This is a genomic window from Erwinia plantamica (assembly GCF_043420595.1).
Classification (GTDB): Bacteria; Pseudomonadota; Gammaproteobacteria; order Enterobacterales; family Enterobacteriaceae; genus Erwinia; species Erwinia aeris.
In genome coordinates this window covers 161,249-177,102 of the sequence record NZ_JBGCUC010000001.1, presented here as the reverse complement: position 1 = coordinate 177,102, position 15,854 = coordinate 161,249, and the positions used below count along the sequence as shown (strand labels likewise).

12 protein-coding genes are annotated in these 15,854 nt (G+C 53.4%); 10 read left to right on the top strand and 2 right to left on the bottom strand.

The genetic code is table 11. The annotated features are described in order from the left end of the window. The first annotated feature begins 8 nt into the window (after positions 1 to 8). Together AB3U87_RS00770 and AB3U87_RS00765 are read left to right on the top strand one after the other, a co-directional pair. Entirely contained in the window at positions 9 to 1,349 is a 1,341-nt protein-coding gene (locus AB3U87_RS00770) for a UDP-glucose dehydrogenase family protein (RefSeq protein ID WP_253453776.1), read from the top strand. Between the two features lie 14 nt (positions 1,350 to 1,363). Then, a complete protein-coding gene (locus tag AB3U87_RS00765; RefSeq protein WP_394148083.1) occupies positions 1,364 to 2,371 on the top strand; it encodes an NAD-dependent epimerase in 1,008 nt (335 codons plus the stop codon). A 73-nt stretch (positions 2,372 to 2,444) separates the two neighbouring features. Here AB3U87_RS00765 and hns read toward each other — a convergent pair whose 3' ends face one another. Next, positions 2,445 to 2,852, bottom strand: coding sequence for a histone-like nucleoid-structuring protein H-NS (gene hns, locus AB3U87_RS00760; RefSeq protein ID WP_253453780.1), 408 nt, complete (start codon positions 2,850 to 2,852; stop codon positions 2,445 to 2,447). A gap of 515 nt (positions 2,853 to 3,367) precedes the next feature. Here hns and tdk point away from each other — a divergent pair. Then, positions 3,368 to 3,991 (top strand): thymidine kinase, encoded by a 624-nt coding sequence (gene tdk, locus AB3U87_RS00755; RefSeq protein WP_125287746.1) that lies wholly within the window; start codon positions 3,368 to 3,370, stop codon positions 3,989 to 3,991. A 121-nt stretch (positions 3,992 to 4,112) separates the two neighbouring features. Here the strand turns inward: tdk and adhE are convergent, their stop codons facing one another. Further along, complete coding sequence (adhE, locus tag AB3U87_RS00750) at positions 4,113 to 6,788, bottom strand: bifunctional acetaldehyde-CoA/alcohol dehydrogenase (protein WP_253453784.1); 2,676 nt, start codon at positions 6,786 to 6,788, stop codon at positions 4,113 to 4,115. Between the two features lie 457 nt (positions 6,789 to 7,245). Here adhE and AB3U87_RS00745 point away from each other — a divergent pair, with 457 nt between their 5' ends. The 7 genes from AB3U87_RS00745 to oppF all read left to right on the top strand — a co-directional run bounded on the left by AB3U87_RS00745 (position 7,246) and on the right by oppF (position 15,824). Further along, positions 7,246 to 7,893 carry a YchE family NAAT transporter gene (locus tag AB3U87_RS00745; RefSeq protein WP_125287744.1) on the top strand — a complete coding sequence of 216 codons (648 nt, stop codon included), beginning with the start codon at positions 7,246 to 7,248 and terminating at the stop codon, positions 7,891 to 7,893. A gap of 595 nt (positions 7,894 to 8,488) precedes the next feature. Beyond that, positions 8,489 to 10,108 (top strand): ABC transporter substrate-binding protein, encoded by a 1,620-nt coding sequence (locus AB3U87_RS00740; protein ID WP_301729475.1) that lies wholly within the window; start codon positions 8,489 to 8,491, stop codon positions 10,106 to 10,108. Positions 10,109 to 10,254: 146 nt separating this feature from the next. Next, positions 10,255 to 11,883 carry an oligopeptide ABC transporter substrate-binding protein OppA gene (oppA, locus tag AB3U87_RS00735; RefSeq protein WP_394148082.1) on the top strand — a complete coding sequence of 543 codons (1,629 nt, stop codon included), beginning with the start codon at positions 10,255 to 10,257 and terminating at the stop codon, positions 11,881 to 11,883. 77 nt (positions 11,884 to 11,960) lie between these two features. Further along, complete coding sequence (gene oppB, locus AB3U87_RS00730) at positions 11,961 to 12,881, top strand: oligopeptide ABC transporter permease OppB (protein WP_253453790.1); 921 nt, start codon at positions 11,961 to 11,963, stop codon at positions 12,879 to 12,881. Positions 12,882 to 12,895: 14 nt separating this feature from the next. Next, positions 12,896 to 13,804 (top strand): oligopeptide ABC transporter permease OppC, encoded by a 909-nt coding sequence (gene oppC, locus AB3U87_RS00725; RefSeq protein ID WP_125287740.1) that lies wholly within the window; start codon positions 12,896 to 12,898, stop codon positions 13,802 to 13,804. Between the two features lie 11 nt (positions 13,805 to 13,815). After that, complete coding sequence (gene oppD / locus AB3U87_RS00720; RefSeq protein ID WP_253453792.1) at positions 13,816 to 14,829, top strand: ABC transporter ATP-binding protein; 1,014 nt, start codon at positions 13,816 to 13,818, stop codon at positions 14,827 to 14,829. Next, positions 14,826 to 15,824 (top strand): murein tripeptide/oligopeptide ABC transporter ATP binding protein OppF, encoded by a 999-nt coding sequence (gene oppF / locus AB3U87_RS00715; RefSeq protein WP_253453794.1) that lies wholly within the window; start codon positions 14,826 to 14,828, stop codon positions 15,822 to 15,824. The genes oppD and oppF overlap by 4 nt, the downstream gene beginning before the upstream one ends. Positions 15,825 to 15,854 lie beyond the last annotated feature (30 nt).

The window sequence follows — 15,854 nt, the reverse complement described above, 5'->3', positions numbered from 1 at the left end:
ACAATTCAATGAAAGTCACCGTATTTGGTATCGGCTATGTGGGTCTGGTTCAGGCTGCGGTTTTGGCCGAAGTCGGACATGACGTTCTTTGTATCGATGTCGACGCAAATAAAGTCGAGAATCTGAAGAAAGGGATCATTCCAATTTTTGAACCAGGCCTGACGCCGCTGGTGATGCAGAACTATGAGGCCGGTCGCCTTAAGTTCTCCACCAATGCGGAAGAGGGTGTTAACCACGGCATTATGCAGTTTATCGCTGTGGGCACGCCTCCGGATGAGGATGGCTCTGCGGATCTGAAATATGTCACCGCGGTAGCGCGTACGATTGCCCAACATATGAACGATCATAAAGTGGTTATCGACAAGTCAACCGTACCGGTAGGAACGGCTGACCGCGTGCGCGGCGTGATGGAAGAAACGCTGAAGGCGCGTGGCAAAGAGATCGCTTTCGATGTGGTATCTAACCCGGAATTCCTGAAGGAAGGTGCGGCGGTCAACGACTGTATGCGTCCTGAGCGTATTGTGGTAGGTACCGACAACGAAGCGGTAGTAGACCTGCTGCGCGAGCTGTATGAGCCATTCAACCGCAATCACGATCGTATGATCCTGATGGATATCCGCAGCGCCGAGCTGACCAAGTATGCGGCTAACTGCATGCTGGCAACAAAAATCAGCTTTATGAACGAGATCTCCAACCTGGCTGAACGCCTGGGTGCGGACGTCGAGAAAGTGCGTCAGGGTATTGGTTCCGATTCCCGTATCGGCTACTCCTTTATTTACCCTGGCTGCGGCTACGGCGGCTCCTGCTTCCCGAAAGACGTGCAGGCGCTGATCCGCACCGCCGAGCAGATTGGCTATAAGCCGCGTCTGCTGCAGGCTGTGGAAGACGTTAACGACTCGCAGAAGCACAAGCTGCCGGACTTTATCAAGCGTCACTTTGGCGACAACCTTCAGGGCAAAACCTTTGCGCTGTGGGGACTCTCCTTTAAGCCAAACACCGACGATATGCGTGAAGCGTCAAGCCGCGTGCTGATGGAAGCACTGTGGCAGGCCGGGGCTTCCGTTCAGGCTTTCGATCCGGAAGCGATGGACGAAGCGCAGCGCATCTATGGTCACCGCAGCGATCTTAAGCTGATGGGCACCAAAGAAGCGGCATTGCAGGGCGCAGATGGCCTGGTTATCTGCACCGAATGGCAAAACTTCCGCGCGCCGGATTTTGATGTCATTAAAAATGCGCTGAAAGAACCCGTGATTTTTGATGGTCGTAACCTGTATGATCCAGAAAGAGTCAGCAAACGCGGTTTCGTTTATTATGCAATCGGCCGCGGAGCTTCTATCCAAATTGCATAATTAACGAGGGAAGTATGAAATATCTGGTTACCGGCGCAGCAGGCTTTATCGGTTTTCATGTCGCACAACGCCTGTCAGGCGCCGGTCACCAGGTTGTCGGTCTCGACAACCTGAATGACTATTATGATGTAAAACTCAAACTCGCCCGCCTGGATTTACTCAAACCTTTTTCAAACTTCACTTTTATTGAGCTTGACCTTGCCGACAGGGAAGGGATGGCCGCGCTTTTTGCCGCTGAAGGTTTTGACCGCGTTATTCACCTGGCCGCGCAGGCAGGCGTTCGTTATTCGCTGGAAAACCCGCTGGCCTATGCCGATGCCAATCTCATCGGACATTTAAATATTCTGGAAGGATGCCGCCATAATAAAGTCGGTCATCTGCTTTATGCTTCTTCCAGCTCCGTATATGGCCTGAACCGCAAAATGCCGTTCTCAACCGACGATACGGTAGACCATCCGGTTTCCCTGTATGCGGCGACTAAAAAAGCCAATGAGCTGATGTCTCATACCTATTCTCATCTTTATGGCATCCCAACTACTGGCCTGCGGTTTTTCACCGTCTACGGCCCGTGGGGACGCCCTGATATGGCCTTGTTTAAGTTTACCCGCGCCATGATTGCGGGTGAAAAGATTGACGTATATAACAATGGCCAGATGCGCCGCGACTTCACCTATATTGACGATATTGCCGAGGCCATCGTACGTTTGCAGGACGTTATTCCTCAGCCAGACGCCAACTGGACGGTAGAAAGCGGCAGCCCGGCGACCAGTTCGGCGCCGTATCGCGTCTATAATATCGGCAACAGCAGCCCGGTGACGTTAATGGCTTATATCGAGGCGCTGGAGAAAGCGTTAGGCATGACCGCCGAGAAAAACATGCTGCCTATGCAGCCTGGCGACGTGCTGGAGACCAGCGCGGATACCACGGCGCTTTATAAGGCGATTGGATTTAAGCCACAGACTGGTGTAGAGGAAGGCGTAAGTCGATTTGTTAACTGGTATCGCACTTTCTATCAGGTATAACGGTAATAAAAAAAGGAAGCTTCGGCTTCCTTTTTTTATGTAGCCCGGATGAAAATTCATCCGCTGAAGAAATTTACAGCATGAAATCTTCGAGTTTTTTACCCTGTTCTTCGATAGCTTTTTTGATTACGGCTGGCGTACGACCCTGGCCGGTCCAGGTTTTCGTTTCGCCATTTTCATCCACATATTTATACTTGGCAGGACGGGCAGCGCGCTTGGCTTTACCCACGCTTTTTGCAGCGTTCTGCGTAGCAAGTAGTTCATTAGGATCGATGCCGTCGGCAATCAGCATTTCACGATATTGCTGCAGTTTACGGGTACGCTCTTCGATTTCAGCCTGAGCGTGGCTCTCTTCATCACGGCGTTCGTGCACAACAACTTCCAGCTTCTCCAGCATCTCTTCTAAAGTTTCCAGCGAGCATTCTCTGGCCTGTGCACGCAGAGTACGGATGTTGTTCAAAATTTTAAGTGCTTCGCTCATTGTTCTAATCTCAAAAATTATAATGGGGGAATGTTCTGCCTGATAATAATAGAGTGCGTCATAATGAACTGCAATAGCTAATTTTGTAAGGGAAAGAAATGTGTTTATCTTTCGACGCTGACAATCCCTTATTAAGCCCTGGACAAATAGGCTTAAGATGAATAAAAGATTGATTGTTGCAACAGATAACCACTTCAGCTTACCCCAACGCCTGGAATTATAATCAAAGTTGCAGGCTTGTTTTGCTAAATGGTGTTCAAAGCTAACCCACAGAAAACGCAGTGAATAATAGCAAGATCACAATCCTTTTTTTAATCGTTAAATGCGATAAAAATAGCCGCGGTAAAACCCGTTGCGAAAAGGGGCCGGCGATTTCGCCTGTCCATTAGTACAGTCTTTACGCCAGCGGCTACGCAATACTGCACGAAAAAGGCGCGCCGCAGGGTCATCCTGGTCTTTGATGAGTGTGATACAATAATCTTAACCCGTTAAACTTTAATTCGGAGCAAGGCCAGATGGCTCAGCTTTATTTTTATTATTCCGTAATGAATGCAGGTAAATCGACTGCGCTATTGCAGTCCTCATATAACTATCATGAGCGCGGGATGCGCACGCTGGTCTATACAGCAGAAATTGATAATCGTTTTGGATCGGGCAAAGTGAGTTCGCGTATTGGCCTTTCTTCTCCAGCAAAATTGTATAATAACGACACGGCACTTTTTGATGAGATAAAAGCAGAACAGCAAATGGAACCGGTTCACTGCGTGCTGATAGATGAATCGCAATTTCTGACCAGAGAGCAGGTAAAAGCGTTATCTGACGTGGTGGATAATCTGGATATCCCGGTTCTCTGTTATGGTTTGCGAACCGATTTTCGCGGGGAGTTATTTAGCGGTAGCCACTATCTTCTTGCCTGGGCCGACAAGCTTGTCGAGCTGAAAACAGTTTGCCACTGCGGAAGAAAAGCGGGAATGGTATTAAGAGTCGATGAAAACGGCGAGCCTTACGATGAGGGCGAGCAGGTAGTGATCGGCGGCAACGAGCGCTACGTCTCGGTCTGCCGTAAGCATTATAAGGCGGCGCTTGAGCAGCACTCGCTGGAGGCGGTTTACGGGGAAAAAGGCCGCAAGCCAGCCTGAAAAGGGGAAAGGCGATGCGACAAAACCTGAGCGGTTCTTAACGCCTGATGTGCGCAGGATGATTAGCCCGGCTTAAGGATAAAAAAAAACCCGCCTTGCGGCGGGTTTCAGTCAGGTTAGATTATTTTTTCACTTTCTTGCGCATTTCGACCGGCTGCGCCACCAGGGCTTCGGCTACGGAATCGAAAGGCTCTACGTATTCACGACCGTAGAAGGTATCCATCATAATTTGCTTCAGCTCGGCAATCAGCGGATAGCGCGGGTTAGCACCGGTACACTGATCGTCAAAGGCATCTTCCGCCAGCTTATCCACTTTTGCCAGGAAGTCCGCTTCCTGTACGCCAGCCTCGCGAATCGATTTAGGAATACCCAGTTCCGCTTTCATTCCTTCGAGCCATGCAAGCAGTTTTTCAATTTTCTGCGCGGTGCGGTCGCCAGGCGCGCTAAGACGCAAATGGTCGGCTATTTCAGCATAGCGGCGGCGAGCCTGCGGACGATCGTACTGGCTGAACGCCGTCTGCTTGGTTGGGTTATCGTTAGCGTTGTAGCGGATAACGTTGCTGATCAGCAGGGCGTTAGCCAGACCGTGTGGAATATGGAACTCAGAGCCTAACTTGTGCGCCATGGAGTGGCAGACGCCCAGGAAGGCGTTGGCAAAAGCGATACCGGCGATGGTCGCGGCGTTATGGACGCGCTCACGAGCAACAGGGTTTTTCGCGCCGTCACGATAGCTCGCCGGTAAATTTTCCTGCAGCAGCTTCAGCGCCTGGAGCGCCTGGCCGTCGGAATATTCGTTAGCAAGCACGGAAACATAGGCTTCCAGCGCGTGGGTCACGGCATCCAGACCGCCAAAAGCACACAGCGACTTCGGCATGTTCATCACCAGGTTGGCGTCAACGATAGCCATATCCGGCGTCAGCGCATAGTCAGCCAGCGGATATTTCTGGCCGGTCGCGTCATCGGTCACCACCGCAAAAGGCGTAACTTCTGAACCGGTGCCGGACGTAGTGGTAATGGCAATCATCTTCGCCTTCACGCCCATTTTCGGGAACTTATAGATACGTTTACGGATATCCATAAAACGCAGCGCCAGCTCTTCGAAATGGGTTTCGGGATGCTCGTACATCACCCACATAATTTTTGCCGCATCCATTGGCGAACCGCCGCCGAGAGCAATAATCACGTCCGGTTTGAAGGAATTCATCTGCTCCGCGCCCTTACGCACGATGCTCAGCGTCGGATCCGCTTCGACTTCAAAGAACACTTCGGTTTCAAGGCCGTGAGATTTCAATACCGATACCACCTGATCCGCATAGCCGTTGTTAAACAGGTAACGGTCGGTAACGATAAAGGCGCGTTTGGCACCGTCGGTCGCCACTTCTTCCATGGCGATAGGCAGGGAACCGCGGCGGAAGTAGATAGACTTAGGAAGTTTATGCCACAACATATTTTCTGCTCGCTTGGCCACGGTTTTCTTGTTGATCAGATGTTTAGGTCCTACGTTCTCGGAGATAGAGTTGCCGCCCCAGGAGCCGCAGCCGAGCGTCAGTGACGGAGCAAGTTTAAAGTTATACAGGTCGCCGATGCCGCCCTGCGAAGCCGGGGTATTAATCAGAATACGCGCGGTTTTCATTCTGTCGCCGAAGTAGTTAACGCGCTCACGCTCGTTATCCTGATCGGTGTACAGGCAGGAGGTGTGACCGATACCGCCCATCGCCACCAGTTTCTCCGCTTTGCTGACCGCGTCTTCAAAATCTTTTGCACGGTACATGGCAAGCGTAGGGGAAAGTTTTTCATGCGCGAAAGGTTCGGACTCATCGACCAGCTTCACTTCGCCAATCAGGATCTTGGTGCTGGGCGGTACGCTGATACCTGCCATTTCGGCAATTTTCACCGCTGGCTGGCCCACAATCGCCGCGTTCAGACCGCCGTTTTTCAGGATGATATCCTGTACCGCTTTCAGCTCTTTGCCCTGCAGCAGATAGCCGCCGTGGCTGGCGAAGCGTTCGCGTACGGCGTCGTAGGCGGAATCCACCACGATAACAGATTGTTCAGAGGCGCAGATTACGCCGTTATCGAAGGTTTTAGACATCAGGATGGAAGCTACGGCGCGTTTGATATCCGCCGTCTCGTCAATCACGACCGGAGTATTACCGGCACCGACGCCGATAGCCGGTTTACCGGAGCTATAGGCCGCTTTCACCATGCCTGGCCCGCCGGTCGCAAGGATCAGGTTAATATCCGGATGGTGCATCAGCTGATTGGAAAGCTCCACGGAAGGCGCGTCAATCCAGCCGATAATATCTTTTGGTGCACCGGCGGCAATAGCTGCCTGCAGCACGATGTCCGCCGCTTTGTTGGTGGCGTCTTTAGCGCGCGGGTGCGGAGAAAAGATAATACCGTTGCGGGTTTTAAGGCTAATCAGCGCTTTAAAAATAGCGGTGGACGTTGGGTTAGTGGTGGGTACAATGCCGCAGATCAGGCCGGTAGGTTCGGCGATAGTGATGGTGCCGAAGGTGTCATCAGTGTCGAGAATACCGCAGGTTTTCTCATCTTTATAAGCGTTATAGATATATTCAGAGGCAAAATGGTTTTTGATGACTTTATCTTCAACAATCCCCATTCCGGATTCCGCTACGGCCATTTTAGCCAGAGGAATGCGGGCGTCGGCAGCAGCCAGAGCGGCAGCTCGGAAAATCTTGTCGACCTGTTCCTGAGTGAAATTCGCGTACTCTCGCTGGGCTTTCTTTACACGTTCGACCAGTGCGTTAAGCTCAGCAACGTTAGTAACGGTCATAATGCTCTCCTGATGAAAGTTAAACTCTGTTAGTAAACAAGTCAGAACTGTCAATTATAGACAAGGGCGCCTGGTTGTTACCGAAACGTGCTGGCTTTTTGGTTTCCAGGTTCTACAGGTTTACTAAAAGAGTCTACGCATCATTACCGTTACAGGCGGTGAATCTGCGGGTAATTCCGTTTACTGAGTACAATAGTACGCACAGGTCTGGCCGATGATTTTGATGTAGATCAAGAAGCATTCATGCTGACACCTTTCAGCATCAGCCTTGCGGCCTGTTACCTGAATTTTCAATAGGCTAGATTTGCCGAACAGGCTAAATTATTAGCGCTATAGTTTGCTAATATATGAATTATTAGAGTAATTAACTGCTTAAACAGCTGTCGGAGAGAGCAAATCTACGGCAGCCCGGGCTTGACCGACGCGTTAAGCGACATCCCCCTTACTGGAGTAAAGCGTGAACCCGACCATCCTCGATCTTTCAGGCTATATAAAATTTTTCGTCGGGCTTTTTGCGCTGGTAAACCCGGTCGGCATTATTCCCGTCTTTATCAGTATGACCAGCTATCAGCTGCCGGCAGCCCGTAACAAAACCAACCTGACGGCCAGCCTTTCCGTCGCCATTATTCTCTGGACCTCGCTGTTTTTAGGCGACGCCATTCTGCATCTGTTCGGTATCTCGATTGATTCTTTCCGCATTGCGGGCGGAATACTGGTGGTGACTATCGCGATGTCGATGATCAGCGGCAAGCTGGGCGAGGATAAACAGAACAAGCAGGAAAAAACAGAAACCGCCGTGCGCGAAAGCGTGGGCGTAGTGCCGCTGGCGCTGCCTTTAATGGCGGGGCCTGGCGCCATCAGCTCGACCATTGTCTGGAGCACCCGCTATCACAGCTGGGTAAACCTGCTTGGCTTTAGCGTGGCGATTGCGCTTTTCGCCGTCTGCTGCTGGCTGCTGTTTCGCGCGGCACCGCTGATGGTCAGGGCGCTGGGACAGACAGGAATCAACGTTATCACCCGTATTATGGGGCTGTTGCTGATGGCGTTGGGTATCGAATTTATCGTCACCGGCGTCAGGGCGCTGTTTCCGGGGCTGGTGGGATAAAACTCCTCACTATAAAACGGGCCTGTAGAGGCATAATCTGCGCTTAATTCACCGATGCAATAAAATGGCGCCCCAAAATTGTGCAAAAGAGTGCCGCGCTGCCCTTTTTTGGTGCGAGTATTCTTCTGGCTTAACCAGCCGCGCAGATTATTAATGTAATTACTGAAAAATAACCTTTTTTCAGAAGCTCATCAGAAAATGTTATTTCAATAACAAATTTTATCGCTGTTATGATGCGTGCATCACACAGTAAATATCATGATAAAGGTTTCATCTATTATTTTATGCTTTGAAATAGGGGTTAAAGCCTCATCTCTGCTGCAACATACCAATAACGGCAAGAAATAGCGGATTTTTAAAGAAATTATTTCCAAATCAAAGGGTTGCTTTTTGTTTTTTGTTCAAAATAAGTTATGTATTCGTTAACTTCTGCGTAATAAAAGAGAATTGGTTAACATTTTCGTTATTTTACCTTGGCGCGAAAAGTCGGCATCTGATAGGTTTTGCTGCAGCGGACAAAACTGGCATCAGATGTGCAAAGCCTGTCAGGCAACGTTTACGTCAGAAATTTTCGTACAGAGGTAGAAATCGTTTAATGAGATTATTGCTGAAGCCTCTGAAGCTGGCCGTCGCTGTCTGTAGCGCGTTGACCGCTTCCTCCCTGAGCGCTGCGCCCGCAGGCATTGCACTGGCCCCGCAGCAAAGCATCACGATTAATAACGGCGGCGAAGTCTCCACGCTCGACCCGCAAAAAATTGAGGGCGTGCCGGAAAGCAACGTGGTGATCAACCTGCTGGAAGGGCTGGTGGCGACCGACAACAATGGCCATATCGTGCCGGGTATGGCCGAGAGCTGGCACAGCGAGGCGGGCAAGGTCTGGAATTTTACGCTGCGTAAGGCCACGTGGAGCAATGGCGAGCCGGTAACCGCACAGGATTTCGTTTACAGCTGGCAGCGCCTGGCCGATCCGCATACGGCTTCACCCTATGCCAGCTATCTGCAATACGCGCATATTGAAAACATTGACGAGATCCTGGCCGGAAAAAAACCACCGACAAGTCTTGGCATCCGCGCGGTTGACGACACTCATCTACAGATAGTGCTGAGCGAGCCGGTACCTTATTTTATCGCGCTGGCGGCCTACGCGGCACTGAAGCCGGTAAACCGTAAAGCCGTCGAACAGTGGGGCGAGAAGTGGACGCAGCCTGCGCACTACGTCGGCAACGGCGCTTATACCCTCAGCGACTGGGTAATCAACGAAAAAATCGTGCTGAAGCGCAATCCTCACTACTGGAACAATGCGCAGACCACTATCGAAACGGCCACCTTTCTGCCCATAACGTCTGAAGCGACCGATGTTAACCGCTATCGCAGCGGCGAAATCGATATGACCAACAGCGTGCTGCCGCCCGAGCTTTTCCCCATGCTGAAGAAAACGCTGGGCACTCAGGTGCGCGTCAGCCCGCTGCTGTGCACCTTCTATTATGAACTGAATAATAAGCGACCGCCGTTTAACGATCCGCGCGTGCGTACAGCGGTCAAGCTGACTCTGGATCGCGATATTATCGCCAACAAGATTATGGGGCAGGGGCAGATCCCGGCGGGCGGGTTTACGCCGCCTTTTATTGACGGCGCGGATTTACCTCCACCGGCCTGGATGAAGCTGACGCAGCAACAGCGCAACGAACAGGCGAAGGCCTTGCTGAGCGAGGCAGGCTACAGCGCGGAAAAACCGCTGCGTTTCCGGCTGCTTTATAACACGTCCGATTTAAATAAAAAGCAGGCTATCGCTGCGGCTTCAATGTGGCAGAAAAACCTGGGCGCGCAGGTCACGCTGGATAATCAGGAGTGGAAAACCATGCTGGATACCCGGCATCAGGGCGATTTTGAGGTGGCTCGCGCTACCTGGTGCGCCGACTACAACGAACCTTCCACCTTTCTTAACGCCATGCAGAGCCAGTCTTCCAACAACACGGCGTTCTATAAAAGCGATAAATTCGACGAGCTGTTGGCAAAAACGCTGTCGGCTGACGATGCCGCACAGCGCGCCTCGCTTTATCAGCAGGCCGAGCAGCAGCTCGATCGCGATTCCGCTATCGTTCCCGTCTATTACCGCGTCAGCGCAAGGTTGATCAAGCCTTGGGTTGGCGGTTTTACCGGTAAAGATCCGCAGGATCAGCCGGATATAAAATATTTATATATTATAAAGCATTGATTTGTAAGGAAGGTAATAGCTAGTGATGACAGCAGCCAGGGCAAATAAAAAACGGCCGTGACGTATTCGTTCCCCGTCATGAGCCGTGGCCCGGCAAAGAGGGATAGCTAAAGCGTCCCGGTAATAATAAAAACTGGAGTAGCAAAATGACCAACATCACGAAAAAGCGCCTGCTGGCGCTGGGTATTCTGAGCGCGCTGACCGGCATGGCATCGGCCGCTACGGTGCCCGCAGGCGTGCAGCTTGCCGCTAAGCAGGAGCTGATTAAAGGCAACGGCGACGAAGTGCAGTCGCTGGATCCCCATAAAATTGAAGGCGTGCCGGAATCTAACGTCAGCTACGACCTGCTGGAAGGGCTGCTGATCAACGACACCAACGGCCATCCCATTCCGGGCGTGGCGGAAAGCTGGGAAAACAAGGACGGCAAAGTCTGGACTTTCCATCTGCGCAACAACGCTAAATGGTCTAACGGCGAGCCGGTCACCGCACAGGATTTCGTCTATAGCTGGCAGCGCCTGGCCGACCCTAAAACGGCATCGCCTTACGCCAGCTACCTGCAATACGGGCATCTGGCCAATATCGACGATATTATCGCGGGCAAGCAGAAGCCCGACCAGCTGGGCGTAAAGGCGCTTGACGCCCACACGCTTCAGGTCACTTTGACCGAATCGGTGCCTTATTTTTATAAGCTGCTGATCCATCCATCCATGTCGCCGGTTTATAAACCCGCTATCGACAAGGCTGGCGAAAAGTGGACGCAGCCGGAAAACTGGATCGGCAACGGCGCCTATAAGCTACAGGAACACATTATTAACGAGCGCATCGTCGTGGTGCGCAACCCGCAGTATTGGGACAACGCGCATACCGTGCTCGATAAGGTTACCTTCCTGCCGATCCCTTCTGAAGTTAACGACGTTAACCGCTACTTCAGCAGCAACGGCAGCGATATGACCTACACCAACCTGCCGATCGAGCTGTTTAAAAAGTTGCAAAAAGAGAATCCGAAGGAATTGCGCGTCGATCCTTATCTCTGCACCTATTATTACGAACTCAACAATCAGAAAGCGCCTTTTAACGATCCTCGAGTCCGCACCGCGCTGAAGCTGGGGCTGGACCGCGATATCATGGTCAATAAAGTGCTGGCGCAGGGTCAGCAGCCCGCCTGGAGCTATACACCGCCGGCCATTGACGGCGCCGATTTAGTCAAGCCGGAATGGATGAGCTGGACGCAAGAGAAGCGTAACGAAGAGGCGAAAAAACTGCTGGCGGAAGCAGGCTACACTGCCGATAAGCCGCTGACCTTCGAGCTGCTTTATAACACTTCCGATCTGCATAAGAAGTTGGCTATCGCCGTCTCGTCGATCTGGAAGAAAAACCTGGGCGTCAATATCAAGCTGAATAACCAGGAGTGGAAAACCTTCCTGGATACCCGTCATCAGGGCAATTTTGACGTGGCGCGCGCCGCCTGGTGTGCGGACTATAACGAGCCGACCTCGTTCCTGAACACCATGCTCTCCGACAGCAGCAACAATACCTCGCACTATAAATCGCCAGCCTTCGACAAAATTATGGCGTCGGCCATGGCGGCCAGCGACGAAGCGGCCCGCAGCAAAGCTTATACCCAGGCGGAGCAGCAGCTGGATAAAGACTCAACCATCGCGCCGGTGTTCTACTACGCCAATACGCGCCTGGTTAAGCCTTACGTCGGCGGCTATACCGGCAAAGATCCGCTGAACTATCTCTACGACAAAAATCTCTACATCATCAAACACTAAAAAAAATCGGGGGAGGGACGCTTCCCCCACGTAATTCTTTTGAGCAGTGCTGAAGCACAGGCCAGCAGGTACGGGCAATGTTAAAATTTATTTTTCGTCGTTTTCTGGAAGCGATTCCGACGTTACTGATCCTGATTACTATCTCTTTCTTTATGATGCGCCTCGCACCCGGCAGCCCTTTTACCGGCGAGCGTACGCTGTCGCCCGAAGTGATGGCGAACATCGAGGCCAAATATCATTTAAACGATCCCATCTGGAAACAGTACCTGGACTACCTGATCCAGCTGGCGCGCGGCGATTTCGGGCCGTCTTTTAAATACAAAGACTATTCGGTCAACTACCTGGTCGGACACGCTTTTCCGGTATCGGCCAAACTGGGTTTTGCTGCTTTTATCCTGGCGATCGTGCTGGGCGTGACGGCGGGCGTAATAGCCGCGCTGAAGCAGAACAGCAAATGGGATTTCCTGGTGATGGGCGTGGCGATGACCGGCGTGGTGATCCCCAGCTTTGTGGTGGCGCCGCTGCTGGTGCTGGTGTTCGCCATCGTGCTGAAATGGCTGCCGGGCGGCGGCTGGAACGGCGGGGCTATCCAGTACATGATTTTGCCGATGGTGGCGCTGTCGCTGGCCTATATCGCCAGTATCGCCCGCATCACGCGCGGATCGATGATCGAGGTGCTTCACGCCAACTTTATCCGCACGGCGCGCGCGAAAGGGCTGCCGATGCGCCGCATTATTCTGCGCCACGCGTTGAAGCCTGCGATGCTGCCGGTGCTCTCCTACCTTGGCCCGGCGTTTGTCGGCATTATTACCGGTTCAATGGTTATCGAAACCATTTACGGCCTGCCGGGCATTGGGCAGCTGTTCGTGAATGGCGCGCTGAACCGCGACTACTCGCTGGTGCTCAGCCTGACCATTCTGGTCGGCGTGTTGACCATTCTTTTTAACGCGATCGTTGACGTGCTTTATGCGGTTATCGATCCAAAAATTCGTTATTAATCGCGGAGTTCGCCATGATACTGAGTAAGAAAAACAGCGAAGCTCTCGACGCCTTTAGCGAAAAGCTGGAGATCGAAGGCCGCAGCCTGTGGCAGGACGCCCGCCGTCGCTTTATTCATAACCGGGCGGCGCTGGCCAGCCTGAGCGTGCTGGTGCTGATTGCGCTCTTTGTGATCTTCGCGCCCATGCTCTCCTCGTTCACCTACGATGATACCGACTGGGGCATGATGTCCAGCGCGCCGGATATGGTGTCTAAGCACTACTTCGGCACGGACTCGTCGGGACGCGATCTGCTGGTGCGCGTGGCGATCGGCGGACGGATCTCGCTGATGGTCGGCATCGCTTCCGCGCTGGTGGCGGTGCTGGTGGGCACGCTTTACGGCTCGCTGGCCGGTTACCTGGGCGGCAAAGTCGATTCGGTGATGATGCGCCTGCTGGAAATCCTTAACTCCTTTCCGTTTATGTTCTTCGTGATCCTGCTGGTGACCTTTTTTGGCCGTAATATCCTGCTGATTTTCGTGGCGATTGGGCTGGTTTCCTGGCTGGATATGGCGCGTATCGTGCGCGGCCAGACGCTGAGCCTGAAGCGCAAAGAGTTTATCGAGGCGGCGCATGTCGGCGGCGTCTCTACCGCCAGCATCGTGCTGCGCCATATCGTGCCTAACGTGCTGGGCGTGGTGGTGGTTTATGCCTCGCTGCTGGTGCCGAGCATGATCCTGTTTGAATCCTTCCTCAGCTTCTTAGGCCTGGGCACGCAGGAGCCGTTGAGCAGCTGGGGCGCGCTGCTCAGCGACGGCGCCAACTCGATGGAAGTCTCGCCGTGGCTGCTGCTGTTCCCGGCCGGTTTTCTGGTGGTGACGCTGTTCTGTTTCAACTTTATCGGCGATGGTCTGCGTGATGCCCTCGACCCGAAAGATCGCTAAGGAGTTTCCCGATGAACGTTACACAATTACAGCCAGCGATGGCCACGCAGGCGGGAAGCGAACTGCTGCTGTCGGTAAAAGATTTGCGCGTGACTTTCACCACGCCGGACGGCGATGTGACCGCCGTTAACGACCTTAATTTTGACCTGCGGGCGGGCGAAACGCTGGGCATCGTCGGCGAGTCCGGCTCCGGCAAGTCGCAGACGGCTTTTGCGCTGATGGGGCTGCTGGCGGGCAACGGGCGCATCGGCGGCTCGGCGCGTTTTCGCGGCAATGAGATCCTTAATCTACCGGAAAAGCAGCTTAACCGGCTGCGGGCCGAGCAGATCGCGATGATTTTTCAGGATCCCATGACCTCGTTAAATCCCTATATGCGGGTGGGCGAGCAGCTGATGGAAGTGCTGCAGCTGCATAAAGGCTTGAGCAGCGCGCAGGCTTTTGAAGAATCGGTGCGGATGCTGGATGCGGTGAAAATGCCCGAGGCGCGCAAGCGCATGAAGATGTATCCGCACGAGTTCTCCGGCGGGATGCGGCAGCGCGTGATGATCGCGATGGCGCTGCTGTGTCGGCCTAAGCTGCTGATTGCCGACGAACCGACCACGGCGCTGGACGTCACCGTGCAGGCGCAAATTATGACGCTGCTCAACGATCTGAAAAGAGAGTTCAACACCGCGATTATTATGATCACCCATGATTTGGGCGTGGTGGCGGGCATCTGCGATCGCGTGCTGGTGATGTATGCCGGACGTACGATGGAGTACGGCAAAGCGCGCGATATCTTCTATCAGCCAACGCACCCTTATTCGATTGGTTTGCTCAACGCCGTGCCGCGCCTCGACGCGGAGGGCGAATCCCTGACCACCATTCCCGGCAATCCACCCAACCTGCTGCGGCTGCCAAAAGGCTGTCCGTTTCAGCCTCGCTGCCCCCACGCGATGGAAATTTGCGCCACGATGCCGCCGCTGGAGCCGTTTGGACAGGAGCGGCTGCGCGCCTGCTTTAAACCTGCGGAGGAGCTGGTATGAGCACGACAGAAAAGAACGTTCTGCTGGAAATCGCCGATCTGAAAGTGCATTTCGCGATCAAAGACAGCGGGCAGTGGTTCTGGCAGCCGCCGAAAACGCTGAAGGCCGTGGACGGCGTCAGCCTGCGCCTGTACGAAGGCGAAACCCTGGGCGTGGTGGGCGAGTCCGGCTGCGGGAAATCAACGCTGGCCCGCGCCATCATCGGGCTGGTCAAGGCCACGGAAGGGCGCGTCGCCTGGCTGGGCCGCGACCTGCTGGGACAAAGCGAAGAGGAGTGGCGCAGGGCGCGTAGCGATATCCAGATGATATTTCAGGATCCGCTGGCCTCGCTGAATCCGCGTATGACCATCGGCGATATTATTGCTGAACCGCTGCGTACCTATCATCCCAAAATGGCGCGTCAGGAAGTCAAAGAGCGGGTCAAAACAATGATGATGAAGGTGGGGCTGCTGCCGAACCTGATTAACCGCTACCCGCACGAATTTTCAGGCGGCCAGTGCCAGCGTATCGGCATTGCCCGGGCGTTAATTCTGGAGCCCAAACTGATTATCTGCGACGAGCCGGTTTCCGCGCTGGATGTTTCTATCCAGGCGCAGGTGGTCAACCTGCTCCAGCAGCTACAGCGCGAGATGGGGCTGTCGCTGATCTTTATCGCCCACGATCTGGCGGTGGTAAAACATATCTCCGATCGCGTGCTGGTGATGTATCTGGGTCATGCGGTAGAGCTGGGCACCTATGATGAGGTTTATCAGAACCCGCAGCATCCTTACACCAGGGCTTTAATGTCCGCCGTGCCGATCCCCGATCCCGACCTGGAGAAAAACAAGGTTATCCAGCTGCTGGAAGGGGAGCTGCCTTCGCCGATCGATCCGCCGTCGGGCTGCGTATTTCGCACCCGCTGTCCGATAGCCGGGCCGGAGTGTGCCAAAACGCGTCCGCTGCTGGAAGGCAGCTTCCGTCATGCGGTCTCCTGCCTGAAGGTCGATCCGTTATAAAAACCAGACCGCATCCCGGCGACGGGATGC

What these genes read in the sequence shown, in the direction of transcription:
- AB3U87_RS00770 (WP_253453776.1), top strand. Translation starts at nt 9, where the DNA reads ATGAAAGTCACCGTATTTGGTATCGGCTATGTGGGTCTGGTTCAGGCT.
- AB3U87_RS00765 (WP_394148083.1), top strand. Translation starts at nt 1,364, where the DNA reads ATGAAATATCTGGTTACCGGCGCAGCAGGCTTTATCGGTTTTCATGTC.
- hns (WP_253453780.1), bottom strand. Translation starts at nt 2,852, where the DNA reads ATGAGCGAAGCACTTAAAATTTTGAACAACATCCGTACTCTGCGTGCA.
- tdk (WP_125287746.1), top strand. Translation starts at nt 3,368, where the DNA reads ATGGCTCAGCTTTATTTTTATTATTCCGTAATGAATGCAGGTAAATCG.
- adhE (WP_253453784.1), bottom strand. Translation starts at nt 6,788, where the DNA reads ATGACCGTTACTAACGTTGCTGAGCTTAACGCACTGGTCGAACGTGTA.
- AB3U87_RS00740 (WP_301729475.1), top strand. Translation starts at nt 8,489, where the DNA reads ATGAGATTATTGCTGAAGCCTCTGAAGCTGGCCGTCGCTGTCTGTAGC.
- oppA (WP_394148082.1), top strand. Translation starts at nt 10,255, where the DNA reads ATGACCAACATCACGAAAAAGCGCCTGCTGGCGCTGGGTATTCTGAGC.
- oppB (WP_253453790.1), top strand. Translation starts at nt 11,961, where the DNA reads ATGTTAAAATTTATTTTTCGTCGTTTTCTGGAAGCGATTCCGACGTTA.
- oppC (WP_125287740.1), top strand. Translation starts at nt 12,896, where the DNA reads ATGATACTGAGTAAGAAAAACAGCGAAGCTCTCGACGCCTTTAGCGAA.
- oppD (WP_253453792.1), top strand. Translation starts at nt 13,816, where the DNA reads ATGAACGTTACACAATTACAGCCAGCGATGGCCACGCAGGCGGGAAGC.
- oppF (WP_253453794.1), top strand. Translation starts at nt 14,826, where the DNA reads ATGAGCACGACAGAAAAGAACGTTCTGCTGGAAATCGCCGATCTGAAA.